General features: G+C 64.2%; 24 protein-coding genes. 14 read left to right on the forward strand and 10 right to left on the reverse strand.

Going from position 1 to position 25,644, the window contains the following annotated elements; genetic code table 11:
- Position 1 precedes the first annotated feature (1 nt).
- The 4 genes from kdpB to ACL9RJ_RS24980 all read left to right on the forward strand — a co-directional run bounded on the left by kdpB (position 2) and on the right by ACL9RJ_RS24980 (position 6,354).
- Complete coding sequence (kdpB, locus tag ACL9RJ_RS24965; RefSeq protein WP_103032990.1) at positions 2–2,068, forward strand: potassium-transporting ATPase subunit KdpB; 2,067 nt, start codon at positions 2–4, stop codon at positions 2,066–2,068.
- 108 nt (positions 2,069–2,176) lie between these two features.
- A complete protein-coding gene (locus ACL9RJ_RS24970; RefSeq protein WP_017126186.1) occupies positions 2,177–4,858 on the forward strand; it encodes a sensor histidine kinase in 2,682 nt (893 codons plus the stop codon).
- Positions 4,855–5,547 (forward strand): response regulator, encoded by a 693-nt coding sequence (locus tag ACL9RJ_RS24975; protein WP_177084484.1) that lies wholly within the window; start codon positions 4,855–4,857, stop codon positions 5,545–5,547. The genes ACL9RJ_RS24970 and ACL9RJ_RS24975 overlap by 4 nt, the downstream gene beginning before the upstream one ends.
- A gap of 309 nt (positions 5,548–5,856) precedes the next feature.
- Positions 5,857–6,354, forward strand: coding sequence for a GNAT family N-acetyltransferase (locus ACL9RJ_RS24980; protein ID WP_177107807.1), 498 nt, complete (start codon positions 5,857–5,859; stop codon positions 6,352–6,354).
- Positions 6,355–6,417: 63 nt separating this feature from the next.
- Here the strand turns inward: ACL9RJ_RS24980 and ACL9RJ_RS24985 are convergent, their stop codons facing one another.
- The 3 genes from ACL9RJ_RS24985 to ACL9RJ_RS24995 all read right to left on the reverse strand — a co-directional run bounded on the left by ACL9RJ_RS24985 (position 6,418) and on the right by ACL9RJ_RS24995 (position 8,844).
- Positions 6,418–7,635, reverse strand: coding sequence for a hypothetical protein (locus ACL9RJ_RS24985; protein WP_017126182.1), 1,218 nt, complete (start codon positions 7,633–7,635; stop codon positions 6,418–6,420).
- Between the two features lie 196 nt (positions 7,636–7,831).
- Complete coding sequence (locus ACL9RJ_RS24990; protein ID WP_017126181.1) at positions 7,832–8,305, reverse strand: GNAT family N-acetyltransferase; 474 nt, start codon at positions 8,303–8,305, stop codon at positions 7,832–7,834.
- A 53-nt stretch (positions 8,306–8,358) separates the two neighbouring features.
- Entirely contained in the window at positions 8,359–8,844 is a 486-nt protein-coding gene (locus ACL9RJ_RS24995) for a GNAT family N-acetyltransferase (RefSeq protein ID WP_017126180.1), read from the reverse strand.
- A gap of 217 nt (positions 8,845–9,061) precedes the next feature.
- Here ACL9RJ_RS24995 and ACL9RJ_RS25000 point away from each other — a divergent pair, with 217 nt between their 5' ends.
- From ACL9RJ_RS25000 to ACL9RJ_RS25010, 3 genes are all read left to right on the forward strand, one after another.
- Positions 9,062–9,406 carry a YciI family protein gene (locus ACL9RJ_RS25000; protein WP_017126179.1) on the forward strand — a complete coding sequence of 115 codons (345 nt, stop codon included), beginning with the start codon at positions 9,062–9,064 and terminating at the stop codon, positions 9,404–9,406.
- A 65-nt stretch (positions 9,407–9,471) separates the two neighbouring features.
- Positions 9,472–9,963 carry an SRPBCC family protein gene (locus ACL9RJ_RS25005; protein ID WP_017126178.1) on the forward strand — a complete coding sequence of 164 codons (492 nt, stop codon included), beginning with the start codon at positions 9,472–9,474 and terminating at the stop codon, positions 9,961–9,963.
- Entirely contained in the window at positions 9,960–11,204 is a 1,245-nt protein-coding gene (locus ACL9RJ_RS25010; RefSeq protein WP_422765775.1) for an RNA polymerase sigma factor, read from the forward strand. Before ACL9RJ_RS25005 ends, ACL9RJ_RS25010 begins: the two co-directional genes overlap by 4 nt.
- 154 nt (positions 11,205–11,358) lie before the next feature.
- On the opposite strand, the gene ACL9RJ_RS25015 is transcribed toward ACL9RJ_RS25010, so the two are convergent.
- Complete coding sequence (locus tag ACL9RJ_RS25015; RefSeq protein ID WP_177084494.1) at positions 11,359–12,087, reverse strand: SDR family oxidoreductase; 729 nt, start codon at positions 12,085–12,087, stop codon at positions 11,359–11,361.
- 110 nt (positions 12,088–12,197) lie between these two features.
- Here ACL9RJ_RS25015 and ACL9RJ_RS25020 point away from each other — a divergent pair, with 110 nt between their 5' ends.
- A complete protein-coding gene (locus ACL9RJ_RS25020; protein ID WP_422765776.1) occupies positions 12,198–13,040 on the forward strand; it encodes a LysR family transcriptional regulator in 843 nt (280 codons plus the stop codon).
- A gap of 7 nt (positions 13,041–13,047) precedes the next feature.
- Here ACL9RJ_RS25020 and ACL9RJ_RS25025 read toward each other — a convergent pair whose 3' ends face one another.
- Positions 13,048–13,902: a LysR family transcriptional regulator gene (locus ACL9RJ_RS25025; RefSeq protein WP_177084498.1), complete on the reverse strand. Its 855-nt coding sequence runs from the start codon at positions 13,900–13,902 to the stop codon at positions 13,048–13,050.
- Positions 13,903–13,991: 89 nt separating this feature from the next.
- Here ACL9RJ_RS25025 and ACL9RJ_RS25030 point away from each other — a divergent pair, with 89 nt between their 5' ends.
- Complete coding sequence (locus tag ACL9RJ_RS25030; protein ID WP_177084594.1) at positions 13,992–14,426, forward strand: multidrug/biocide efflux PACE transporter; 435 nt, start codon at positions 13,992–13,994, stop codon at positions 14,424–14,426.
- Between the two features lie 3 nt (positions 14,427–14,429).
- On the opposite strand, the gene ACL9RJ_RS25035 is transcribed toward ACL9RJ_RS25030, so the two are convergent.
- Complete coding sequence (locus ACL9RJ_RS25035) at positions 14,430–15,338, reverse strand: LysR family transcriptional regulator (protein ID WP_422765777.1); 909 nt, start codon at positions 15,336–15,338, stop codon at positions 14,430–14,432.
- Positions 15,339–15,450: 112 nt separating this feature from the next.
- Between ACL9RJ_RS25035 and ACL9RJ_RS25040 the strand changes: the two genes are divergently transcribed.
- Entirely contained in the window at positions 15,451–16,317 is an 867-nt protein-coding gene (locus ACL9RJ_RS25040) for an NmrA family NAD(P)-binding protein (protein WP_177119280.1), read from the forward strand.
- Between the two features lie 235 nt (positions 16,318–16,552).
- On the opposite strand, the gene ACL9RJ_RS25045 is transcribed toward ACL9RJ_RS25040, so the two are convergent.
- Positions 16,553–17,311 carry an SDR family NAD(P)-dependent oxidoreductase gene (locus tag ACL9RJ_RS25045; RefSeq protein ID WP_017126170.1) on the reverse strand — a complete coding sequence of 253 codons (759 nt, stop codon included), beginning with the start codon at positions 17,309–17,311 and terminating at the stop codon, positions 16,553–16,555.
- A gap of 121 nt (positions 17,312–17,432) precedes the next feature.
- Between ACL9RJ_RS25045 and ACL9RJ_RS25050 the strand changes: the two genes are divergently transcribed.
- A complete protein-coding gene (locus ACL9RJ_RS25050) occupies positions 17,433–18,329 on the forward strand; it encodes a LysR family transcriptional regulator (protein ID WP_177107800.1) in 897 nt (298 codons plus the stop codon).
- Positions 18,330–18,380: 51 nt separating this feature from the next.
- Here ACL9RJ_RS25050 and ACL9RJ_RS25055 read toward each other — a convergent pair whose 3' ends face one another.
- Entirely contained in the window at positions 18,381–19,994 is a 1,614-nt protein-coding gene (locus ACL9RJ_RS25055; protein ID WP_017126168.1) for an inorganic phosphate transporter, read from the reverse strand.
- 120 nt (positions 19,995–20,114) lie between these two features.
- Positions 20,115–21,137, reverse strand: coding sequence for a transporter (locus ACL9RJ_RS25060; RefSeq protein ID WP_017126167.1), 1,023 nt, complete (start codon positions 21,135–21,137; stop codon positions 20,115–20,117).
- Between the two features lie 284 nt (positions 21,138–21,421).
- On the opposite strand from ACL9RJ_RS25060, the gene ACL9RJ_RS25065 reads away from it, so the two are divergent.
- Positions 21,422–21,862, forward strand: coding sequence for a hypothetical protein (locus ACL9RJ_RS25065; protein ID WP_017126166.1), 441 nt, complete (start codon positions 21,422–21,424; stop codon positions 21,860–21,862).
- On the opposite strand, the gene ACL9RJ_RS25070 is transcribed toward ACL9RJ_RS25065, so the two are convergent.
- Entirely contained in the window at positions 21,863–22,666 is an 804-nt protein-coding gene (locus ACL9RJ_RS25070) for a putative hydro-lyase (protein ID WP_422765778.1), read from the reverse strand.
- A gap of 301 nt (positions 22,667–22,967) precedes the next feature.
- On the opposite strand from ACL9RJ_RS25070, the gene ACL9RJ_RS25075 reads away from it, so the two are divergent.
- Both ACL9RJ_RS25075 and ACL9RJ_RS25080 read left to right on the forward strand, forming a co-directional pair.
- Positions 22,968–24,242 (forward strand): MFS transporter, encoded by a 1,275-nt coding sequence (locus ACL9RJ_RS25075; RefSeq protein ID WP_422765779.1) that lies wholly within the window; start codon positions 22,968–22,970, stop codon positions 24,240–24,242.
- A gap of 122 nt (positions 24,243–24,364) precedes the next feature.
- On the forward strand, positions 24,365–25,609 hold the full coding sequence (locus ACL9RJ_RS25080; RefSeq protein WP_177084507.1) for an OprD family porin: 1,245 nt from the start codon (positions 24,365–24,367) through the stop codon (positions 25,607–25,609).
- The last annotated feature ends 35 nt before the right edge of the window (positions 25,610–25,644 follow it).

Here is a 25,644-nt window from a genome sequence, read left to right on the forward strand (position 1 = left end):
AATGAAAGTCCGTTTGCCGTTGTTCGACCGTGCTCTGCTGCTCGCGGCGGGCCTGGATGCCTTCAGGAAACTCTTGCCGCAGGCCCAGTGGAAGAACCCGGTGATGTTCGTGGTCTACCTGGGCAGTCTGTTGACCACCCTGTTGTGGTTCCAGTCATGGGGCGGTCAGGGCGAGGCCTCCAGCGGCTTTATCCTGAGCATCTGCCTGTGGCTGTGGTTCACCGTGCTCTTCGCCAACTTCGCCGAGGCCCTGGCCGAGGGACGCAGCCGGGCCCAGGCCGCCAGCTTGCGTGGCATGAAGCGCCAGACCCTGGCCAAGTTGCTGAACCAGCCGCACCACGGCGCCAGATGGCTACCGGTGCAGGCCAGCGATCTGCGCAAGGACGCCGTGGTGCTGATCGAGGCCGGCGATCTGGTGCCGCTGGACGGCATCGTCATCGAGGGCGTGGCGTCGGTGGACGAAAGCGCGATCACCGGCGAGTCGGCACCGGTGATCCGCGAGGCCGGTGGCGATTTCTCCTCGGTCACCGGCGGCACGCGAGTACTGTCGGACTGGCTGGTGGTGCGCATCAGCGTCAACCCCGGCGAATCCTTCCTCGACCGGATGATTTCCATGGTCGAGTCCGCCAAACGGCAGAAGACGCCCAACGAAGTGGCGTTGACCATTCTGCTGGTGGGGCTGACCGCGCTGTTCCTGCTGGTCATCGTCACCCTCAGTCCGTATTCGATCTTTGCCGTGAGCATGAGCGGTACGGGCAATGTCGTCAGCGCGACGGTGCTGGTGGCATTGCTGGTGTGCCTGATCCCCACCACCATCGGCGGCCTGTTGTCGGCCATCGGCGTGGCGGGCATGAGTCGGATGATGGCGGCCAACGTGATCGCCACCTCGGGGCGGGCGGTGGAGGCGGCGGGGGATGTCGACGTGTTGCTGCTGGACAAGACCGGCACCATCACCCTGGGCAACCGTCAGGCCAGTGCTTTCCTGGCCGCTCCCGGGATCAGGGACAGTGAAGTGGCACTGGCGGCACAGTTGGCTTCCCTGGCCGATGAAACCCCGGAAGGGCGAAGTATCGTTGCCTTGGCCCGGCAGAAATTCGAGCTGCCCGAGCCGGATCTCGATCGCCTGGCTGCCAGCTTTGTGACGTTTACCGCGCAGACCCGCATGAGCGGCGTCGACCTGGCCGATGGGCGGGTGATCCGCAAGGGGGCCGCCGATGCGATCCGTCGGCATGTGGAAGCCCTCGGCGGCGGTTTTCCCGTGGCACTGCAAACCCGGGTGGATGAAGTCGCGCGGCGGGGCAGCACGCCGCTGGTGGTGTGCGAGGGCGCGCGGGCCCTGGGAGTGATCGAGCTCAAGGATGTCGTCAAGGGCGGGATCAAGGAGCGTTTTTGCGAGCTGCGGCGCATGGGTATCAAGACGGTGATGATCACCGGCGACAATCACCTGACCGCGGCGGCGATTGCGGCGGAGGCCGGGGTCGATGATTTTCTCGCCGAAGCCCGCCCGGAAGACAAGTTGCAGTTGATCCGCGACTACCAGGCCCAGGGCAAGCTGGTGGCGATGACCGGCGACGGCACCAACGATGCCCCGGCACTGGCCCAGGCCGATGTCGCCGTGGCGATGAACAGCGGCACCCAGGCGGCCAAGGAAGCCGGAAACATGGTCGACCTGGACAGCAACCCGACCAAGCTGATCGAAGTGGTCGAGGTGGGCAAGCAGATGCTGATGACCCGGGGCGCGCTGACCACCTTCAGCGTCGCCAATGACGTGGCGAAGTATTTTGCTATTGTGCCTGCCGCGTTCGTGGCGACTTATCCCCAGTTGGCGGCGCTGAATGTGATGCACCTGAGCAGCCCGAACTCGGCGATTCTCAGTGCGGTGATCTTCAACGCGCTGATCATCGTGGTGCTGATTCCCCTGGCGCTCAAGGGGGTGACCTACCGGGCCATCGGCGCGGCGGCGTTGCTCAACCGCAACCTGCTGATCTATGGGCTGGGGGGCGTGCTGGTGCCGTTCGCCGGGATCAAGCTGATCGATATGCTGCTGGCGGGGCTGGGGCTGGTATAGGCCGGATGACCGTGTGGCGAGGGGGCTCGCCTGCTCGCCACAGGGCAACGTTCGCGGGATCCGTTCACAAGGAGTGGCTTCGCGAGCAATGGGGGCACAAGGAATGACATGGCTTTGAACGACACATCCCGCGACGGTCGTCCCGACCCGGATGCGCTGCTGGAGAAACTGCAACAGGACGAACAGGCCGCCCGACGCGGCCGTTTGCGCATCTACTTCGGTTCCAACGCCGGCGTCGGGAAAACCTGCGCCATGCTCCAGGCGGCCCGCCGCGAGCAGGCGCAGGGGCGCGAGGTGGTCGCCGGTATCGTCGAGACCCACGGCCGCAGCGACACCGCGGCCTTGCTCGAAGGGCTGGAGCAACTGCCGCGTCATACCCTGCAACACCGGGGCGGCAGATTGCCGGAGTTCGACCTGGATGCCGCCCTGGCCCGTTGCCCGGCGGTGCTGCTGGTGGACGAGCTGGCCCACAGCAATGTCCCCGGCTCGCGCCACCCCAAGCGCTGGCAGGACGTCGAGGAGCTGTTGCGGGCCGGGATCGATGTCTGGAGTACCCTGAACGTCCAGCACCTGGAAAGCCTCAACGACCTGGTCAGCGGCATCATCGGGACCCGCGTCCGGGAAACCGTGCCGGATCATCTGTTCGACGGTGCCGACGAAGTGCTGCTGGTCGATCTGCCGCCCGATGAACTGCTGCAACGCCTCAAGGACGGTAAGGTGTACCTCGCGCCCCAGGCCGAGCGGGCATCGCGGCACTTTTTTCGCAAGGGCAACCTGCTGGCGTTGCGCGAGCTGGCCCTGCGACGTACCGCCGACCGGGTCGATGCGCAGATGCGTGTCTATCGTCGCGAGCGCTCCATCGACACCCTGTGGGCCGCCCGCGAGCGCCTGCTGGTGGGGATTGCCGGAGTGCCCGAGGACGAACGCCTGGTGCGCGAAGCGGCGCGTCTGGCGCAGAAGCTCGAGGCGGACTGGATCGTGGTGCACGTCGAGTCGTCCACGGCACGCCGGTCGGTGGCGGGGCGCCGAAGCCAGGCGATGAAGACCCTGGCGCTGGCCGCCGAGTTCGGTGCCGACACGGCGATCCTCGCCGGCATCGACGTTGCCGATGCCCTGGTCGCCTGCGCCCGGGAGCGCAATGCCAACCGCCTGTTGCTCGGCCATCGGCCGCGTCGGCGCTGGCGGTTCTGGCACCAGTCGGTCAGCGATCGGATCAGCCGCCAGCACCCGCAGATCGACCAGATTGTCATTGCCCAGGGGGCGTTGCCGAAGGTGGCGGCAAAACCTCAAGTGGCGCCCGAGCCGAGCGTGGGTCGCGGGTTGGCGTATTTCTGGGCCACCCTGGCCTGTTTCGCGGCCACGGCGTTGGCGGCCCTGTTACTGCAGGTTTTCGACCCGGCCAACGTGGTCATGCTGTTCCTGCTGACCGTGGTGCTGGTGGCGCTGCGCCTGGGACGCGGCCCCGGGATCTGGGCGGCGATGCTTGCGGTCCTGTGTTTCGACTTCTTTTTCGTGCAGCCGGTGTGGTCGTTCACGGTCAACGATACCCAGTATTTCTTCACCTTCGCCTTGATGCTGGGGATTGCCCTGATCACCGGGCAATTGACCGCGCGCCTGCGTCATGAGGCGCGGACAGCGGCCGCCCGGGAGCGGCGGGCCACTTCCTTGGCGCTGTTGGCGCGGGACTTGTCGGCAGCGTTGACGGTCGAACAGATCACCCAGGTGGCGCTACGCACTTTCGCTGCCGTGTTCGAGGCCCGGGTCGCCCTGGCCCTGCCGGATCCCGGCGACGCGGTGCGGTCCATGGCCGGCAGTGTGTTTGCGGCGGATGAAAGCATCGCCCAGTGGACCTACGATCACGGGCGTCCTGCGGGGCGCGGCAGCGACACCCTGGCGGCCGCGGCGGGTTGCTATTTTCCGTTGAAGGCGCCGATGCGCGTGCGTGGGGTGCTGGTTCTCGACCTGAGCGATCCCGAGCGCCTCAAAGACCCGCAGGAACAACGCCTGCTGGAAGCCTGCATGAGCCAGTTGGCGATTGCCCTGGAGCGTGTGCATTTCGTCGAGGTGGCGCAGAGCACCCTGGTACAGATGGAAGGCGAGCGGATGCGCAACACCCTGCTGGCGGCGATCTCCCATGACCTGCGCACGCCGCTGACGACCATTATCGGTGCCGCCGATGCGGCGGCGCCCCATGCCCGGGACGGCGTGCTGGCGGATCTGCTGGCGGGGATTCACGACCAGGCCAGCGCCATGCAGCGCTTGATCGAGAACCTGCTCGATATGGCTCGCCTGCAGGATCGCGGCGTGCGCCTCAATCGACAGTGGCACTCCCTGGAGGAAGTCGTCGGCAGTGCCCTGCGCCAACTGCGTGAACCGCTGGCCCGCCATGGCGTGCGGACCCTGCTGCCGGCAGACCTGCCCCTGGTGGAGGTCGATGCGCTGTTGCTCGAACGGGTCCTGGTCAACCTGCTGGACAACGCCGCGAAATACACTGCGCCCGGTACGTCGATCACCATCGCGGCTTACCCGCAGGAATCCCATATCGTGCTGGAGGTTTCGGACAGCGGGCCGGGCTGTCCTCTCGGCATCCTCCCGGAGCAACTGTTCGAAGCCTTCAGTCGTGGCCAGCAGGAGTCAGCGGTGTCCGGCATCGGGCTGGGCCTGGCACTGGTCCGGCGCATCGTCGAGGCCCACGGCGGCCAGGTAGTCGCCCGGGCCCGGGCGGGCGGCGGGCTTTCCTTTATCATCAGCTTACCGGCGGGTCAGCCGCCGTCCATGGAATCATTATGAGCAGCAGCCGTATCCTGATTGTCGAGGATGAAGCCAATATTCGCCGGTTTATCGGCATCGCCCTGCAAGACGAGGGCTTCCAGGTGTTCGAGGCCGACAGCAGCAAGCGCGCCCTGATCGATGCGGCCAGCCGCCAGCCGGACCTGGTGATCGTCGACCTGGGCCTGCCCGACGGCGATGGCAAGGACCTGATCAGCGAGTTGCGCGGCTGGATGAGCGTGCCGATCCTGGTGCTGTCGGCCCGTGACCGTGAAGACGAGAAAGTCGCGGCGCTGGATGCCGGGGCCGACGATTACCTGGTCAAGCCGTTCGGCGTTCCCGAATTGCTTGCGCGCATCCGCGCGCAACTGCGTCGGCAGGTGCAGACTGGCACGGCGGCGCTGAGCAGCAAGGTGCGTTTCGGTGAGGTCGAGGTCGACCTGGCGACCCATGAGGTGCGTCGTGGCAACGAGAGCGTGCACCTGACACCTATCGAATTTCGCCTGTTGAGCGCACTGATCCGCGGCCAGGGCCGGGTGTTGACCCATCGGCAACTGCTGCTGGATGTCTGGGGGCTGGACTATGTCGATCGTGCCCATTACCTGCGGGTACACATGGCACATCTGCGGCAGAAACTCGAAGCCGACCCGGCACAGCCGCAGTACCTGATCACGGAACTGCAGGTTGGCTATCGCCTGGTCGGTTTGTAACGGTTTATTTGTGGTCTCTTTGCGCCTTGGTGGCGCGCCAGAAATCGAGGTAGAGGGTGATCACGCCAAACGCACTGATACCCAGCAACATCAGCAGGCCGATCTGAATATTGGTCATGGCAGCACTCCGCAAAACACCGCACAAGGCGGCGACCTGCAGAGAAATAGTCGAAAACCGATAGCAAAGACATCGACTATATGAAAGCTTTACGGACCGTTCCCACAACAATATGAGCCAGATACGAAGCGGGCTGGATTCGCTTCCCTGATGCCGATTATTTTTCCTGTTACAAGGTTGCCTGAACTGCCATGAGTCCTTCGAATTCCATTATCCGCCAGGTCTTGACCACTGACCTGGACCGTTGTTTCGCCATCGAGAGTATCGCCTACGAAGGCGATGAAGCCGCGACCCGGGAAAAGATCGCCACCCGTATCGCGACCTGGCCGCAAGGTTTTATCGTGCTTGAGGTTGACGGTGTGGTCGCCGGTTTCGTCAATTCCGGCTCGGCGTTCGACGTGCAGATGTCCGACGAGGCATTCAAGGAACTGATCGGCCACGACCCGCAGGGTCCCCACGTGGTGATCATGTCGGTGGTGGTGCATCCGGACTATCAGGGACAAGGCCTGGCCAAGCGCTTGATGAGTGCCTTTATCGAGCAGATGCGCGACCTGGGCAAGGCGAGCATTCACCTGATGTGCCAGGAGCGCCTGGTGCCGTTCTATCAGACGTTCGGTTTTATCTACAGCAAGCCGTCGGAGTCCGATCACGGTGGCATGGTCTGGCACGAAATGATCCTCGAACTGTAGACCGGCGTTCCCGCTTGTCCTGCCTCTTGCAGGCGCCATCGGGGCGCCTGCAAGAAGACTCGTTCAGCCCCCGTGGCAGCGAATGACCGCCGAGTGCGTGGCGTAGCGTCCGGAAATCAGGATCTTGCCGTCGGGCTGCAGTTCCAAGTGGGAGAGATAGCTGGTACTGCCTGGAATGCTGTTGACCCGGCTCAGTCCCCTGTCGCCAAAGCCCCGGTCCGGCTCACCGGTGGCCAGATGGCGCATCAACCAGGTATGGCCACCGAGGTCCTTGTGGCCGGAACTGACGATCTTCCCGTCTTCCTGGATGGCGGTCGCGAAACCCAGGCCCAAGCCTGGAAACGCCCAGGGCGTTCCTGAGTTGAACAGTGGGTCCAGCGTGCCTTCGGCGGTGACCCGAATGAGCAGTGCAACCTGCTGCGCCAGGTCCGCCGAGCCCACGGCGACTATTTTCTGATCGGCCTGTATGGCGACATCGAACAGTGCCGCGCTGCCTTCCGTAGCCGACTCCAGCTCCAGATAGCCGGTGCAGCCGAAGGTCTTGTCCGGCAGGCCGGTGATGCCATAGCGCATCAGTACCGCCCGCCGGCCGCGCCTGCCGGCGATCACCAACTTGCCATCCGCCTGGATGCGAACCGCCTCGAAGGTCATGCCCGGCTCGGGTGCCGTGACCACGCCACAGGTGCCGAAGCCCGGATCAAAGCTGCCGGCGGGTGTCAGGCGGACAATGACGCCCCTGTCCGGTTTGCCGAGGTCGGCGGTCCTCAGGAGCAGGACGATATGACCATTCGCTTGCACGGCGAGCCGGCGGCCGTAGCCGGTCCAGGGCGCTTTGTAGGGCAGTATGAATTCACCCTGCTCGCCAAAGGTCGGGTCCGTTTCGCCGGTGGCCGTGAGGCGGGTGCAAAATGCCTGTTCATCGGAGCGGAAGTTTCCGAGGACAACAAACTTGTCTTCGTTATCCAGTACGGTATTGATCAGTGCCCGACTCGAGCCCGGGAGAGGCGAAGTGAAGTAATTATAATAAAAACCCTCGGCACTGAAGTCTGCCTGCATCAAACTGGTTGACGAGGATTCATGCACGCCGATAAAGAAATGACGGCCATCGCGTTGCAATATCGAGGGTCCGATAAAACCCGGGCCTGCTTCCGAGAAAATGACCAGGCCGTCCCCGTGCTCACCGAACTCGAAGTCGTGTGTACCGGCGGTGTTGGCGGTTTCCCGGTCGATGCTGACGGAGGCTGGAGGCGCATCATTTGAAGTTCTGTTTTGTATGTCCATTTATTATTGAGTCCTTTCAGGTTATTAACAAAACGATTCCCTGTTTCATGCCGAAGCAGAGACGGTCTGATTTAATAACCGAAAGACAGGTTTGCAAAGCGCTCAAGTTTTACCAGTGATGAAAAGTTGATCTCATATATATGGCCACCCTGTAATTGCCATCATCGCTCAAAGGGAGCTGTCCGGCCGGGTATCGCTAGAGCCTGAGCGCCAGGCGCCGTTCGCCCTGGTACGCCTCGCCGGTATCGACCCAGCCTTGCCTGAGGTAGAACCCCATGGCGTGCGGATTGTCGTTGCCGACCGACAGCACCAGTTCCAGCGCCTCGGGCCAGAGTCGGCGCGCGGTGTCGGGCAAGGCTTGCATGAGGGCCGCACCGACGCCGCGGCCCTGGGCGCGTTTGTCCACCTGCACGGCGTGCAGCGTGACGCTGCCGCTGCCGGCCCAGTGCGGGACAAGGGGATGGCGCTTGAGCAGCAGAAAGCCCACCGGGGTTTCCCCCTCCAGCAGCACCAGTCCCTTCACCCCGGCATGGGGATCACGGGGCAGAAAATACAGGGCGCACTGGATATCGCCGCAGAACGGCAACTGTTCGGGATGCACCTGCAGCCCGTCGAGCTGTTCGCGTTGCAGGGCCGACAGCTCGTGGTAGCAGGCCAGACGGGTTTGCATGTCACTACCTGAAGTGAGTGCCCCGGCAGTTGCCGCAGGTGCCGGGGCGGTGTTCATAGGGCCAGGGTCAGCCGGCGTTCTTCGCCGACCCGACCGTAAAAGGTTTCGCCGCTATCGATAAAACCCTGTTTCAGATAGAGCCCGCGAGCCGCGTGATTCCCGGCATCCACGGCCAGCATCAGGTGCGTGGTCTCGGGCCAGGCGGCACGGGCGACGGCAGGCAGGGCCTCCATGCAGCGTCGTCCGAGGCCGCGTCCTTGTTGCTCTTTATCGACCTGCAAGGCGTGCAGCGTACAGGTCGTGCCGGTGGCCCAGGCCGGTGAGGCGGGCGGTCGCTTGAGCAGCAGGAAGGCCACCGGTAACTCCCCGTCCAACAGGACAAACCCCTTCACATCGTTGCCCTGATGAGCGTGCAGGACGGCCAGGCCGCCAGCGATATCGCTGGAGAATTCTTTCTGCGCCGCATCGACTTGAATCAGGTTCAGTTGTTCGAGCTGGGCCGGGTTCAGGGTCTTATAGTCGACCAGGGTGGTTCTCACGACAGCGGGTCCTTTTTTCCTGTAGGCAAGAGTGCAGGATTCTATCGGCTTTCTCGGACACGCCGTTTTTTTTCCGAAATCCCCGGGAGGTTGTCGATTGGCTCCCAGCCTGTTCGACTAGTCAATGTTCCCGCCTGGAGGTGGGGGGCTTCGACAAATGTCGAAGCCGGATTCTCAAACAGCAGCCATAGTTGTCCGACTGTCCTGGAGACCTGCGATGAAATACCTGTGCCTGATCTACAGTAACGAAGAGCTGTTGCACTCCCATCCCGACAGCCCCAAGGATCCCGAGTGCCTGGCGTACGCGCAGTCGATCCAGGCCAGTGGCCGGATGCTGGCCGCCGAGCCGCTGGAGTCGGTGCAGACCGCCACCACGGTGCGCATGCGCGGTGGCAAGCTGTCCATCACCGACGGGCCGTTTGCCGAAACCAAGGAGCAGCTTGCCGGGTTCTATCTGGTGGAAGCCAAGGACCTCAATGAGGCCTTGCAGATTGCCGGAAATATTCCGGCTGCCCGTGTCGGCAGTGTTGAAGTCCGTCCGGTTCGGGAGTTGAATCTGTAGAAGCGCCGTTAGCCGCGCCGAACCTCAAGCGGATACAAGCCAATAACAATAAGAGGAGCGTTCCCATGAGCAATCTACCGCTGGCCCCGACCGGCGCGGAATTCGAGTTGTCCATCAGCCGCCTGCTGGAGGCGCCGCGCAACCAGGTGTTCCGGGCCTGGACCGAACCTCGCCTGCTCGCCCGCTGGTGGGGCCCACATGGCATGACCACGCCGGTCTGCGATATGCAGTTGTGGGTCGGCGGCCTGTTTCGCACGGTCATGCGGGCGCCGGATGGCACCGAGTATCCCTATCAAGGGGTGTTCCTGGAGATCGCCGCGCCCGAACGGATCGTCTTCACCGATGCCTTCGGCCCCGGCTGGATTCCCACCGGCAAGCCATTCATGACCGCGCGCATCACCCTGGAAGAAGCCGAGGGCGGCACCCTCTATACCGCCAGTGCGATGCATTGGAACGCGGCGGAGCGAGACGCCCACGAAGGGATGGGGTTTCATCAGGGCTGGGGTGAAAGCCTCGACCGCCTGGCCTTGCTGCTCGAACAGGGGCTGCCGGATTGACGGGGACGCCGGAGGCCGTCAAGCGCCAGGTCGAACTCGTCTATCGCCAGGAGTCCCGACGGATTCTCGCGACCCTGATTCGTCTGCTCGGCGATTTCGACCTGGCGGAGGAAGCCTTGCACGAGGCGTTCTTTGTCGCGGTCGAGCGTTGGCAGAGCGATGGCGTGCCGGCCAACCCGCGAGCGTGGCTGGTCTCCACCGGACGCTTCAAGGCGATTGATGTGTTGCGCCGGCGGGCGCGTTTCGCGGCTTCCCAGGCGCAGTTGATCGCCCAGGCCGAAGCGCTCGAACAGACCGAATGGGACGTCGAGGATCTGCAGGACGACCGGCTGCGGCTGATCTTCACCTGCTGTCATCCGGCGCTCTCGGCGGATGCCCAGGTACCGCTGACGCTGCGGGAAGTCTGCGACCTGACCACGGAAGAGATCGCCCGCGCGTTTCTCTCGACGCCTTCGACCATTGCCCAGCGGATCGTCCGGGCCAAGGCGAAGATCCGCGATGCGAAAATTCCCTACCAGGTGCCATCCCTGGCCGAGCTGCCCGAACGCCTGGATAGCGTTCTGCGGGTGATCTACCTGGTGTTCAACGAGGGTTATTCGGCCTCCCTGGGCGGCAGCCTGACCCGCGACGAACTGACTGCGGAGGCGATCCGCCTGGCGCGGCTGCTGCTGGAATTGCTGCCGGATCCCGAAGTCATGGGGCTGCTGGCGCTGATGTTGCTGCATGAGTCGCGGCGCCAGGCACGGCTGTCGGCGAGTGGCGATCTGGTGCTGCTCGATGTCCAGGATCGCTCGCTGTGGAATGCCGAACTGATCGCCGAAGGATGTGGCTGGGTCGAGCGGGCCTTGGGTACCGGACGTTTCGGCCCCTATGGTCTGCAAGCGGCGATAGCGGCGGTGCATGCCGAGGCGGCCAGCGCCGATGAAACCGACTGGGCGCAGATTGTCGGGCTGTATGACCTGTTGCTGCGGGCGGTGCCATCACCAGTAATCGAGTTGAACCGCTCGGTGGCCGTGGCCATGCGCGACGGGCCCTTGGCCGGGCTGGTGCTGCTGGAAGAGATCCTGGGGCGGGGCGAGTTGCAGGATTATCACCTGGCCCATTCGGCTCGGGCCGACTTCTGTCGTCGACTGGGCCGCCTTGACGAGGCGCGGGCGGCTTACCGGCGGGCCTTGCAACTCACGCAACAGGCCCCGGAGCAGCGCTTTATCCAGGGCCGGCTGGATGAACTGGAGGAGTAGTGACTGGCCGGATGGTTCGGGCTGCTCCTACCGGCGCCTTCGCGGGCAAGCCCGCTCCCACAGTGTCCGCGTCGTGCCCAATCCGTTTGGACGACATCCACCTTGTGGGAGCGGGCTTGCCCGCGAAGAGGGGCGCACAGGCACTCCATCAGCCTTACGGCTGCTGCCGCGTCGCCGCCAGGACGATTTCGCGGATACACACGTGCTGCGGTTGCTCGTAGGCATAACGGATGGCCGCCGCCACATCCTCGGCACTGAGGACCACACCGCCCATGTCATCGGCCTTCCAGGCTTCGTAACCGCTCTTGATGGCGTCGTCGGTGGTGTGGCTCAGCAGTTCGGTCTCCACGGCGCCAGGGGCGATGGTGATCACGCGGACATTGTGCGGCGCCAGTTCCTCGCGCAGGTTTTCCGACAGCCCGTGTACCGCGAACTTGGTTCCGACGTAGGCGACATGGTTGGGGAAGGTCTTGCGCCCGGCCACCGAGCCGACGTTGATGAGGGTGCCGCGCTTGCGCTCGATCATCCCGGCGGTCACCGCATGCACGCCATTGAGCAGGCCCTTGACGTTGACATCGAACATCCGGTCCCACTGCTCCGGGTCCTGTTCGCCGATGTTGCCCAGCAGCATCACCCCGGCATTGTTGATCAGCGCATCGGCCGGCCCGTAAAGCGCTTCGGCTTCGGCAACGGCCGCCAGCAGGGCGCCGCGGTCGGTGACGTCGACACCGCGACTCAGGGTGGCGGGCAGGGCCAGGGCTTCCAGGCGTTCGGTGCGTCGGGCCAGCAGCAATAGCGGATGACCGGCTGCCGACAGCAGGCGGGCGGTTGCTTCGCCGATACCGGAACTGGCGCCGGTGATAATAACCAGTGGCTTACTCATGGGACTCTCCTGAAATAATAAAAACCAATGCCTGACAATGGCGGGCAGTATATTCAGACGGTCTTCTGCTTAAAAATGCCTTATTTCTCTGTCTGCTATCGGAATTCCCTATGGATATTCGCCATCTCAAAGCATTTCTCGCGGTCTTCGAGGAACGCAATATCACCTCGGCGGCCCAGCGCCTGTTTATCAGCCAGCCGACCTTGTCGGTGACGATCCGGCAGTTGGAGGAGGAACTCGGGGCCGCGCTGTTCGTGCGTCAGCCGCGTGGGGTCGAGGTGAGTGACGAAGCGCGGGTGTTGTACCCCCAGGCGCGGCGGATGGTGGCCGAGGCGGAAGCCCTCGGTCGGCTGTTTCGCGGACGCGAGGACCGGGCGCCGCTGGCATTGGGCGTCGAGGGCGATATTGCCGACAGTCAGGTCGAGGCTTTCCTGCGCCTGGCCTGCCAGGCCATGCCGAATCTGCTGCTGACGGTGCATGAAGGCTGCCACGGCGATGCCCGGCTGGCGGTGGAGGAGCAATGCTGCGAGGACGAGTTGTTCCTGCCGCTCTGGGAGGAATCCTATGTGATGGCCCTGCCGGGCGAGCACCCGATGGCGAACGCTGCTGTCGGCCAACCCTGGGTGCCGATCAGCGACTGGATCACCTGCCCGGGTCATGACTCCCACCAGCGCTTGATGGCCCTGTACGGACGGTCGCCGGAAGCCGTGGCCGGGCATGCCGATTCGCTCAAGCAGGCCCTGCACATGGTCGCCGCCGGGATCGGCGTGGCGATGTTGCCGCATTCCCTGGCGGCCGGGCATGCCGGGGTAAAGGTCCGGCCCCTGCACCTGCCTGCACCGAGTCGCCGGGTAGGCCTGTGTTATGCGGCGCAGGCCCTGGAATTGCCAACCCTGCGGGCCCTGCACGAATACTTCCAGGCCAACCGGCCGCCGTCTGCCGCAGTCGCCTGACGCCGTTCTATTCGAGCATCTTCGCCAGCAACCAGCTGCCTGCCGGTCCGGGTGGATGCAGGCGCGACCAGAGGGCATCGACCGATACCGGTTTCGGCCAGCCGCGAACCTGCAGTTCCACCAGCGAGCCACTGTCGAAACGTCCTACCAGCCAGCGCGGCAGCGGCGCCCAGCCAAAGCCGCGTTGGGCCATCTCCAGCAGCATCAGGTAGCTCGACGCCGACCAGACCCGCCCTTGCGCGCGGGTTTCATAGGGATTGACGATGGTCGCCAGGCGCAATTCGCGGTGTTGCTGCAAGGCCGCCTGGTCGACCTTTTTCAAGGCTGCCAGCGGATGGTCGCGATGGACGAACACGGCGAACTCGGTGCGCTCGTCGACGGTGGCGCTGCTCAGGTCCGGCGGGTAGCTGTCCTGGGTTTCGGCAAAGGCCACGTGCGCCCGGCCATGTTGGACCAGTTCCACCAGATCGGCACATTCGGCGATCAGGCATTCGAGTTCCAGGTCCGGGTAGCGCGCGGCGAAACCGCTGAGGGAAGCTTCGAAGCGATCGGACTGGTAGGTGTCGGAAATCACCACGGTCAATTTCGGTTCGAGTCCCTGGGCCAGCTGGCTGGCGGCCATCTCCAGCCGGTTGCTGGCGGCGAGGATATCCTCGGCCTTTTGCAGCATCACATGGCCGGCGGCGGTCAGGCCGGGCTTGCGGGTACTGCGGTCGAACAGTTCGAAGCCCAGGTCGATCTCCAGGCCGGCCACGGCGGCACTGATGGTGGACTGGCTCTTGCCCAGCTTGCGGGCGGCGGCGGAAAACGAGCCGAGGGTCGCGGCTTGGACAAAGGCCTGGAGCATTTCATTGGAGGCCATGAACTATCGTCTCACTCGATGGTAATCGACTTTTAGTATCTGGATAAATGGCGATAATCACAACCCTCGACACCTTGGGGGCACCCATCATGAGTACCGGCAAGTCTTTTACCGAACGTGTTTTCCAGGCCATCGGCTTCGAGTTTTTCGCCGTGCTGCTGTGCACGCCCCTGTTTGCCTGGATGATGGACAAGCCCCTGCTGGACATGGGCGTGGTCACGGTTTTCAACTGCTTTATCGCCCTGGGCTGGAACGTGCTGTTCAACGGCCTGTTCGACCGGCTGCGCGAGCGCCTGGCCCTTGCTCAAAACGGCTGGACCCGGCTGCTGCATGCGCTGCTGTTCGAAGGTGGGCTGGTCGTGGTGAGCGTGCCGCTGATCGCCTGGTGGCTGGAGTTGAGCCTGCTGACGGCGTTGCTGTTGGATATCGGTGTGCTGCTGTTTTTCCTGCCGTACACCTATGTCTACCACTGGGCCTATGATGTGCTGCGCGAGCGTGTGTTGTTGCGCCGGCTGGCTCGCTGAGGGTTATCGCGAACTCAGCTCGATGATGAAATCCAGAAAGGCGCGGACCTTGGCCGGTGGCAGGTGCCGTGATGGATACAGGGCATACAGCGGGAAGCGCTCATCGGGCCAGTCGGGAAACAGTTCCACCAGCCGGCCGCTGTCGAGCATCAGCTGCACGCCCAGGTCCAGGACCTGGGCAATCGCGTAGCCGGTTTCGCAGATGCTGTGCAAAGTGCCGACATCGTTGAGCACCAGTCGGGCATTGTTGCGCACATCGACCCGTTGCGCGCCCCGATGGAACTCCCAGGGAAACGGCCGACCGCTCTCGGGGTCGCGGAACGACACGCAGACATGCCGCTCGTCTTCCATGTCCAATGGAGCCAGCGGCCGGCCATGACGTTTCAGGTAGGCCGGCGACGCGCAGGTCAGCACGCGCACGTCCAGCAGCTTGCGCGCCACCAGCGACGAGGACGCCGGATGGCCGAAGCGCACCGCCAGGTCGAAGCCATCGGCCACCACGTCCCCCAGGTGATCGCGGGTATAGAGTTCCAGTTGCAACAGCGGATGGCGGCTCATGAATTCGCCGAGGGCGGGGCCGAGGATCAGCCGGGAGAAGTACGGGTCGATATTCACCCGCAGCCGTCCGCGCACGCTACTGGCGCTGCCGCTGGCGGCGTGGGCGGCCTCTTCCAGCCCGGCCAGCAGCGGCGTGATTTCCTCGTAGAGCCGGCGGCCTTCGTCGGTCAATTTGATCGAGCGGGTGGTGCGGTCGAACAGGCGGATACCCAGGCGCTTCTCCAGTCGGGCAATGGCCCGGCTGACCCCAGAAGGCGTCATGTCGAGACTGTCGGCGGCCTTGGCGAAACTGCCGCTGTCGACCACGGCACTGAGGACGCCCATGCCGCTGGCGAGGCTGGAGTCGAAGGTCATTGGTGATTCCCTGTCACTTATTCAATGACATCCATGCTATCGGAGAATCCATGCCCGCGCCGGATAATTCTCGCCATCGCGACAGACGTCGCTTCTCGCTGGAGGAAATTCTATGTACGCAGTCATGGGTATTACCGGGCAGGTCGGTGGCGCTGTCGCCCGAACCTTGTTGGCCGCCCGGCAACCGGTGCGCGCGGTGGTGCGCAGCGCGGAGAAGGGCGCACTGTGGGCCGGGCAGGGTTGCCAGGTGGCGCTGGCCGATGTCGATGATGTCCAGGCGCTGACGCAGGCATTCAGGGGGGTCGACGCCGTCTTTGTGATGATGCCGTCGAACTTCGACCCGACCCCGGGGTTCCCTGAGGCCCGGCAGGTGGTGGAAACCCTGCGCACGGCCCTGGAGCAGGCGCGGCCGGGGCGGGTGGTCTGTCTGTCGACCATCGGGGCCCAGGCCACCCAGCCGAACCTGCTGAATCAACTGCAGATCCTCGAGCAGGGGCTGGGCAGCCTGGAACTGCCGGTGACCTTCCTGCGTCCGGGCTGGTTCATGGAAAACGCCTTGTGGGATGTGGCGGCAGCCGTTGAAACGGGGGTTGTCCCGAGCTTTCTGCAACCGCTGGACAAGCCGGTGCCGATGATCGCCACGGCGGATGTCGGACGCCTGGCGGCGCAACTGTTGCAACAAAGCTGGAGCGGCAAGCGCATCGTCGAACTGGAGGGGCCGCAACGTGTCACGCCGAACCAGATCGCCGCGGGTTTCGCCGAGCTGCTGGGCAAGCCGGTGCGGATGGAAGTGGTCGAGCGTGATACCTGGCAGGCGCTGTTCAGCAGCCAGGGCATGAACAACCCGCTGCCGCGCATGCAGATGATCGATGGCTTCAACGAAGGCTGGATCGAATTTGCCGGCGAGCCACGCAAGGGCCAGGTGGAATTGCTGGCGGTGCTGAAGGATCTGTTGATCCGTAGTGGTGTGCACGGCTGACCGGCCTCTTCGCCGGCAAGCCGGCTCCCACAGGAGCGGACGCAGAGCGTCCAGAGAGGCATTCCCACGCGGAGCGTGGGAACGATCGCATCGAGCCTGACCCCTTGCCGGCTGACTGGCTTTCTCGGCGTCAAGCCAGCTCCCGCAAGGATCGAGTCGAGCACCCGTGCTGCATCCAACTTGACCCCTGTGGGAGCCGGCTTGCCGGCGAAAGCGTCAGCCCGGCCGGCGCAATTTACAAGAACATCCCTCCTGAAGCCTCGACCCGCTGCCCGTTGATCCACTGTCCACCTTCGCCCAGCAGTAGCGCGATCGCCCCGCCGATATCATCCGGCAGTCCAACCCGGCCCAGCGCCGTGACGCTGGCGACAAAGGCATTCAGTTCCTGATTGTCGCGCACGTGACCACCGCCGAAATCAGTCTCGATGGCGCCAGGTGCCAGGGCGTTGACGCTGATCCCGCGTGCCCCCAGTTCCTTGGCCTGGTAACGGGTCAGGACCTCCATCGCGCCCTTCATCGCTGCATAGGTGCCGTAGCCCGGCAGGCTGAAGCGGGCCAGGCCGCTGGAGATATTGATGATGCGGCCACCGTCGGCCATCAGCGGCAACAGCTGCTGGGTCAGGAAAAACGGCCCCTTGAAGTGAACATTCAACAGTTGGTCGAACTGCTCTTCCCGGGTATCGACGAACAGGCCATGGATTCCGACGCCCGCATTGTTGACGAGGAAATCGAATCGCTCCCGGCCGAAGACGCTGTCGAGCACCTTGGCGACGCTTTCGCCGAAAGCCTTGAAGCCGGCGATGACACCGACATCCAGTTGCAGCATGGCGGCGCGTCCGCCGAGTCGTTCGATTTCGCTTGCCACGGCCTGGGCGTCCTCGGCCCGGCTGTTGTAGGTGCCGATGATGTCCACGCCCTGGGCGGCGAGGTGCAGGGCAGCGTGCTTGCCCAGGCCGCGGCTGGCGCCGGTGATCAGTGCGATTTTGCGAGTCATGGGTAGTCCTCAAGTGATGGGTGACCTCGAGGAAAAGTGTATTTGTCCGGTAGGCAGGCGATAAACTCAGCGGAATCGGAAAGACTGATCGCTTTATCCGAACAATCAAGGGCCGCCCGTGATGAACAAGCTGGAACTGCTGCGTACCTTTATCCGTGTCACCGAACTGTCGAGCTTTACCCTGGCCAGCGAAAGCCTGGGTTTGCCCAGGTCCAGCGTTTCCGAGCATATCCAGGCCCTGGAGGAACTGCTGGGCACGCGCTTGCTGCAGCGCACCACGCGCAAGGTGCAGGCGACCCAGGACGGCCTGGTGTTGTACGAACGCAGCAAGGACCTGCTCTCGCACATGGATGAACTGGAAGGGCTGTTTCGCCAGGATGCGGCGCTGCTCTCCGGGCGGATCCGTTTCGATATGCCCAGCGTCATGGCACGCCGGGTGATCATGCCGCGCCTGCCGGAGTTCATGGCCCGTCATCCGCGGATCGAGCTGGAGATCAGCAGCACCGATCGTCGGGTCGACCTGTTGGGCGAGGGCTTCGACTGTGTGCTGCGGGTCGGCGCGCAACCGGACCAATCGGTGGTGGCGCGGCATGTGAGTTCGTTGCAGATGGTCAACTGTGCCAGTCCGGCCTATCTGCGGCGTCATGGCACGCCGCTGACTCCCGAGGACCTCGCCGGGCACCGGCTGGTGCACTACGTCGGGGTGCTGGGCGCGCGCTCGGCGGGGTTCGAGTACCTGCACAACGGCAAGCGGGTCCAGGTGCCCATGGACGGCAGCGTCACGGTGAACAGCACCGATTGCTACGAGTCCGCCTGCCTGGGTGGTTTCGGCCTGATCCAGGCGCCACGCCACGGTGTGCGCAAGCATCTGGACAGCGGTGAGCTGGTGGCGGTGCTGCCCGATTACCTGCCCGCGCCGCTGGAAGTGTCCCTGCTGTATGCCCAGCAGCGACACTTGCCGCGGCGGGTGCGGGTGTTCATGGAATGGCTGGTGGAGATACTGCAGACCCTGGCCTGAAACGACAAACCCCACCGGGGTGGGGTTTGTCGGTGTCGCGCCGGCGCTGAATCAGAACAGCTTGGTAAACAACCAGTACAGGCTGCCCGACAGCAGGATCGCCGCCGGCAGGGTCAGGACCCAGGCCATCGCCAGGTTGCGGATGGTCTTCATCTGCAGGCCGCCGCCGTTGGCGACCATGGTCCCGGCCACGCCCGAGGACAGCACGTGGGTGGTCGATACCGGCAGGCCGTACATGTCCGCCGCGCCGATGGTCAGCATCGCGACCATTTCCGCCGAGGCGCCCTGGGCGTAGGTCAGGTGGGTCTTGCCGATCTTCTCGCCGACGGTGACGACGATGCGCTTCCAGCCGACCATGGTGCCCAGGCCGAGGGCGATCGCCACGGCGATCTTCACCCACAGCGGGATAAAGCGCGTGGCGTTGTCGATCTGTTGCTTGAACAACTGCAGCTTGCCCTGGGTGTCGGCGTCGAAGTTGCCGACCTTTTCCTTCTCCATCATGCGGATGGTTTCGGAGCTCAGGTACATGTCGTTACGCACGTTGCCCATGGCTTCGGCCGGCACCTTGGCCAGCGAACCGTAACCCTTCACTTCGTCACCGATATGACCGGTCAGGGACGCCAGCGCCGGGATCAGTTCCGGGGTGATCTGCTTGGTGCGGATATACAGGGTGAGCACCGGGCGCGGGTCGGCGGGTGCCGGCAACGGGGCGGCCTTGACCAGCGCGGCCTGGGTGACTTCGGCCACGGCGGCGAACTGCAGGGCCTGCTCGGCCGGCATGGTGCGGTTCAGGGCGTAGGCCATCGGTAGGGTGCCGACCAGGATCAGCATGATCAGACCCATGCCTTTCTGGCCGTCGTTGGAACCGTGGGCAAAGGACACACCGGTGCAGGTCAGGATCAACAGGCCGCGGATCCACCAGGGCGGCGGCTCCTTGCCCTTGGGCGCCTTGTACAGCGCGCGGTTTTTCACGAACAGGCGCAGCGCGACCAGCAGCAGGGCGGCGAAGGCGAAGCCGACGATCGGCGAGAGCAGCAGCGCGTAGCCGATCTTGGTGACCTGGCTCCAGTCGACGCCGCTGGTCCCGTCGCGGCCGTGCATCAGCGCGTTGGCCACGCCGACACCGATGATCGAACCGATCAGGGTGTGGGACGACGAGGCCGGCAGGCCCAGCCACCAGGTGCCGAGGTTCCACAGGATGGCGGCGATCAGCAGGGCGAAGATCATCGCGAAGCCGGACGACGAGCCCACTTGCAGGATCAGTTCCACCGGCAGCAGCGCGATGATGCCGAAGGCCACCGCGCCGCTGGAGAGCAGCACACCGAGGAAGTTGAAGCAGCCGGACCAGACCACCGCGAAATGCGGCGGCAGCGAGTGGGTGTAGATCACGGTGGCGACGGCGTTGGCGGTGTCGTGGAAACCGTTGACGAACTCGAAGCCCAGGGCGATCAGCAAGGCTACCCCGAGCAGCAGGAAGGGCGTCCAGGTGGTGACCGTGGTGCCCAGGTCGTGCATGTCATGCACCAGGCTGTAGGCCGTGAACAACAGGCCGATGGCCAGCACCGCGAAGAAGATCACGGCGGTAAAGACGCGGGGTTTGCTTTCGAGATGCGGCCTGCCGTCGCCGGCAGCGGGCGAAGCGGCAGTCAGTGAAGGGGTAGCCATGCCTGAAATCCTGTTTGGGAACGGATAACCGTCATGATCATTGCGAAATGTTACAGAGAGACTGCGGCAGGTCAGTGTTCAGTGGATTTAGTGGCTCCGCTGGTCCGGCCGCAGGTCGTGTCAATAATCCTGACGCTTGCGAAAGGCCCAGCGCCCGGCCAGCACGGTGAAGGTCGCCACCAGTGCCACCAGGATCCAGAACCCCTCCGGGTCGCCCGCGAGCGGAATGCCGCCGACGTTCATGCCGAAGAAGCCGGCGATGATGTTGATCGGCAGCGCCAGTACCGTCACCACCGTCAGGGTGAAGAGGGTCCGGTTGCTCTGCTCGTTGAGGTTGGCGGCAATCTCTTCCTGCAACAGCTTGATCCGTTCGCCCAGGGCCTCGAGGTCGCTGAGGATCAGCGAGAACTCCTCGGTGGACTTGCGCAATTCCTTGACGTCTTCCTTCTGCAGCCACTGCGGCGGTCGGTTGAGCAAGCGCAGCAGCGAGCCCGGCTCCAGGGCGAGCAGGCGCTGCAGGCGCACCAGTACCCGGCGCATGGCGCCGAGTTCCGCGCGGTTGTTGCTCAGGCGCAGGGCCAGCAACTGGTCTTCGATCTGGTCGACGCTGATGCTGGTCTTGCGCACGATCTGGGTCAGGACTTCACCCTGGTCGCGCAGCAGGTGCACCAGCAACTCCAGCGGCGAGCGGAAGCGCTCGCCGGCCTTGACCGAGGAGCGCAGCTTGTCCACCGAGTGCAGCGGTTGCAGGCGGGCGCTGATCAGCAGCTTGCTGCGGGCACAGACCCACAGCGTGGAAATATCCGACGACACCATGCTGCTGAGGTTGAACACCACATCGTTGACCACCGCCAGCAAGGCGTTGTCGACATGTTCGATACGGGTCGAGCGCGAACCTTCGTGCAGCGCTTCGAAGAACTCTTCGGGCAACGACAGGTGCGCCTTCATCCAGCGCTCGCACGCGGCGTGGGCCAGGTTCAGGTGCAGCCAGAGAAACTGCTCGGGGTCTTCGGGTTGTTGCAGGCATTGCAGGGCGGTGGCGGAGTCGATCTCCTCGCCGCGTTCGCCGGCGCGAAAGCGAAAGCCATAAAGAAGGCCGAACAGGTCCGAGTCGCGGTGGCTTTGGTCAAGGCTATGGTTCATGGAGGCTCGCAGGAATGAAGCGCCCGAAACATTTTTTTACAGGTTCGCTTGAGCCGCATCATCTCAAGGCTTTTTGACATTTTTGTTACAGCTTGGCGTGTCCGCCTGAGGGTCTCGACCTGAAAGGTCCCGGCCGCTCACCGAGTACGATTGCCGACGTGGCGGAACGCAGGCTCAGACGCTTGTGTATCGGGCCGCTGACCAAGGGGATACAGGATAGGTCTCAAGCACGCGGCGGCGTTGTCGATGATGGGGATATCACTACCTGAACAGGAAACATCCCCATGGTCAGCATCACATCGGTCACCATCACTCCAAGCCTGTCGACCAGCACCGCCACCAAGGCGGCCAGCGCCGACGGCACCACCACTGCCGGCACGACCGCGGCGGCCACTGATACCACCAAGGTCGCTGGTGGCCAGCCGGCAGGTGCCGGTGGCGCCTCGGGCAGCAGCGACAGCTCCAGTTCGGAATCCGATACCGTCAAGGAACTGCGCAAGCAACTGGCCGAACTGCAGAAGCAGTTGCAGGAACAGGAGCAGGCCATGCAGAAGGCGCAGTCGAGTAACGAAAGCCCTGATGCCAAGGCCGCCGCCGTGGCGAGCGCGGAATCCCAGGTGGCGACGATTTCCGCTTCGCTGCAGACCGTCAGCGCGGCGTTGACCCAGGCCCTGCAGGAGTCCGGTGGCAGCACCTCGGGCGGTACGGTCAACACCACCGCCTGATTACAGGGCGTGATTGTGCAGGTCGGTCACCAGCATGCAGCCTGGCGCGTGGGTGATGCACAGCGGCGGACGTGAGGCCTGCACCACCGATTGCGGGGTCACGCCGCAGGCCCAGAACACCGGGATCTCGTCGTCGGCCACCGGCACGGCATCGCCATAGTCCGGTGCGGCGAGGTCGCGGATGCCGATCAGCGCCGGGTCGCCGATATGCACCGGGGCGCCGTGGACATTGGGCATGCGCCCGGTGATCTGGATGGCCTGGATCGCCGCGGCGGCTTTCAGCGGGCGCATGCTGACCACCAGCTTGCCTTGCAGGCGAGCGGTCGGCCGGGTGTCGATAGCGGTCTGGTACATCGCCACGTTGCGACCCAGCTCGATATGCCGCAGGCCGATCCCGGCGTCCAGCAGCGGCTGTTCGAAGGAGAAGGAGCAGCCGATGGCAAAGGCCATCAGGTCGTCCTGCCAGAGCGTGGCAATATCCAGTGGTTCTTCGCTCAGGACGCCGTCGCGGTAGACCCGATAGCGCGGCACGTCATGGCGGATATCCACGGCCTGGCCCAGGTGACGGAAGATCGGGTCGCCCGGCTCGGTGACGTCCAGCAGCGGGCAGGCCTGGCGATTGAGGGTACAGAAACGCAGGAACTCATCGGCCCAGTCACCCGGCAGGATCACGATATTGGCTTGCACCCGACCCTGGCCGAGCCCACTGGTGTGGCCCTGGTAGCGTCCGGCGGCGATCTCCTGGCGCAGGTCGAACGGCGTACGCTGGCGCAATGGGTCGAAGGGCATGGCGGGCTGGTTCATCGAAGCGTCTCCTGGGGCCGAAGGGGCCTTTGCAGGGCTCTTTGTAAAAAAACCGGGTTAGGCTGTCCAACCAGAAAATCTGGTGTTGTGAACAAGAAAAGTTGATGACGCAGCTCATCAATTTTTCTTATGCATTGACCGGCTTTTTTCCCGTTTGACGCTGGTGTGGCCCGGCGCGAAGAATCCGCTCCACGACGCAGCGCATTGCGTCGGCTCTCCCACGACAACGCCTTCACAACAAAACAACGAGGCGTGTCCGTCACTTTCCTTTGCTGCCGCAGGAACCTCCATGGACAACACCATGACTGACCACGTGCCTTCAGGGGCGCGCCGTGCCGGCCCGTTCAGCTGGTACGGACCACTGAGCAAAAATGAAAAGCGTACTTTCTGGAGCTGCAAGATCGGCTATGGCCTCGATGGCATGGACACGCAGATGCTCAGCTTCGTGATTCCCACCCTGATCGCCACCTGGGGCATTTCCAAGGGCGAAGCCGGGCTGATCGGTACCAGCACTTTGCTCGCCTCGGCGGCCGGTGGCTGGATCGCCGGGATTCTCTCCGACCGCATCGGCCGGGTACGCACCCTGCAACTGACGGTCCTCTGGTTTGCCTTTTTCACCTTTCTCTGCGGGCTGGCGCAGAACTATGACCAGTTGCTGGTGGCACGCACCCTGATGGGCTTCGGTTTCGGCGGCGAATGGACCGCGGGGGCGGTACTGATCGGCGAGGTGATCCGTTCGCAGGACAGGGGCAAGGCGGTGGGCATGGTGCAGGCCGGCTGGGCCCTGGGCTGGGGACTGACGGCGCTGCTGTATGCCGGGTTGTTCAGCTTCCTGCCGCCGGAGCAGGCCTGGCGGGCGTTGTTCATGATCGGCCTGGTGCCGGCCTTGTTCGTACTGGTGATCCGGCGCCTGGTCAAGGAATCCGACACCTTCGAGCAGGCCCGCCAGGAGCGCCCGGCCAAGGCTTCGCCCTGGGCCTTCTTCGAGATCTTTGCCCCGCGGATGCTCAGCACCACCTTGCGTGCTTCGCTGCTGACCACCGGTGCGCTGGGCGGCTACTACGCGATCACCACCTGGCTGCCGACCTACCTGAAGACCGAGCGCGGCCTCAGCGTGCTGGGTACAGGCGGTTACCTGGCGATGGTGATCGTCGGCTCCTACGTCGGTTATGTGACCAGTGCGCTGCTGACCGATACCATTGGCCGCAAGAAGAACTTCATCCTCTTTGCCGTCGGCTCGATGGCCATTGTCCTGACCTACACCCAATTGCCCATCGATAACACCTGGATGCTCTGGCTCGGCTTTCCCCTGGGCTTCTTCGCCTCGGGCATCTTCGCCGGCATGGGGGCGTTCCTGACCGAGCTGTTTCCAACGCGCATGCGCGGTTCGGGCCAGGGCTTCTGCTACAACGCCGGCCGTTCCATCGCCGCGTTGTTTCCGCTGTTTATCGGCGCCCTGAGTGAAACCCTGCCCATCGGCACCGGTATCGGCGTGTTCGCCGCCGGGGCCTACGGGGTGGTGATCCTGGCGGCCCTGAGCCTGCCGGAAACCCGCGGCCGACAACTCGAGTCCTGAACCCTGGCACGCCCGGGCCGCCACGGCCCGGGCCATTGCCACCCCTACGCTTTTCACCACATCGGTCGCGAACCCAACGCCCCCGAGAGGGCCGGCTCGTGCCCGCAAAACAGGAGCACACCATGAAGCACTTCGATACGTTGTCACGTTCACCGCTTTCCATCGGCACTCTGCTCGGCCTGGGACTGCTCTGCGCACCCGGCGCCCGGGCGGACTTTATCGCCGACAGCAAGGGCAGCCTGGAGGCGCGCAACGTCTATTTCAATCGCGACTTCCGCCAGCCCGGCTCGCGGGAAAAGGCCGATGAATGGGCCCAGGGGTTCATGTTGCGCCTGGAGTCCGGCTTCACCGCCGGGACCCTCGGATTCGGCATCGATGCCCTGGGCATGACCGGCTTCAAGCTCGACTCGGGGCGTGGCACCGCCGGTACCGGCCTGCTGCCGGCCGACCTGTCGAAGGGCGGTTCGCAGGACAGCTACGGCGAGCTGGGCCTGACCGCCAAGGTGCGCCTGTCCAACAGCGTGCTGAAAGTCGGGACCCTGCAGCTCAAGGATCCGGTGGTGATTTCCAACGACACCCGCCTGCTGCCCAGCACGTTCAAGGGCGGCGTGTTGAACGTGCAGGAGATCGACCGGCTGAAGCTGACGGCGGGGCAACTGAGCCAGATCAACTATGTCGACTCCACCGACTACCAGGACATGAGCGCCAACCGCATTGGCGGCGTCAGCGACAAGTTCCAGTTCGCCGGGGCCGACTACCAGTGGCTGCCGAACCTGCTCACCCAGTATCGCTACGGCAAGTTGCAGGACATCTACCAGCAGAACTTCGTCGGCCTGGTGCATAACTGGGACCTGGGGGCCGGGCAGGGCCTGAAGAGCGACCTGCGCTACGCCCGCAGCACCGAGGACGGTAACTTCCGGCCGCTGGACAACCGGGCCCTGGGCGCGATGTTCACCTACAGCCTCAAGGGCCATGCCCTTGGCGTGGGCTATCAGCGCATGAGTGGCGACGATCCGTTCCCGTACATCGGCCACAGCGACCCGTACCTGGTGAACTTCGTGCAGATCGGCGACTTCGCCAATATCAACGAGCGTTCCTGGCAGCTGCGTTATGACTACAACTTCGCCGCCCTCGGCTTGCCGGGCCTGAGTTTCATGACCCGCTACGTGTCCGGCGACAACGTGCAACGCGCGGCGCCGGGCGAAGGGCGGGAATGGGAGCGCAACACCGACATCGGCTACGTGGTGCAGGACGGTACGTTCAAGGGCGTGGGCGTGAAATGGCGCAACGCGACGGTGCGCTCGAACTTTGGCAATGACCTGGACGAGAACCGCCTGATCCTCAGCTACACCCTGGCACTCTGGTAGGCCCCGGGATAACGCCGTTCCATTCGGCTTAAGGG

This window comes from Pseudomonas sp. Mn2068 (genome assembly GCF_049319725.1).
GTDB lineage: Bacteria > Pseudomonadota > Gammaproteobacteria > Pseudomonadales > Pseudomonadaceae > Aquipseudomonas > Aquipseudomonas gingeri.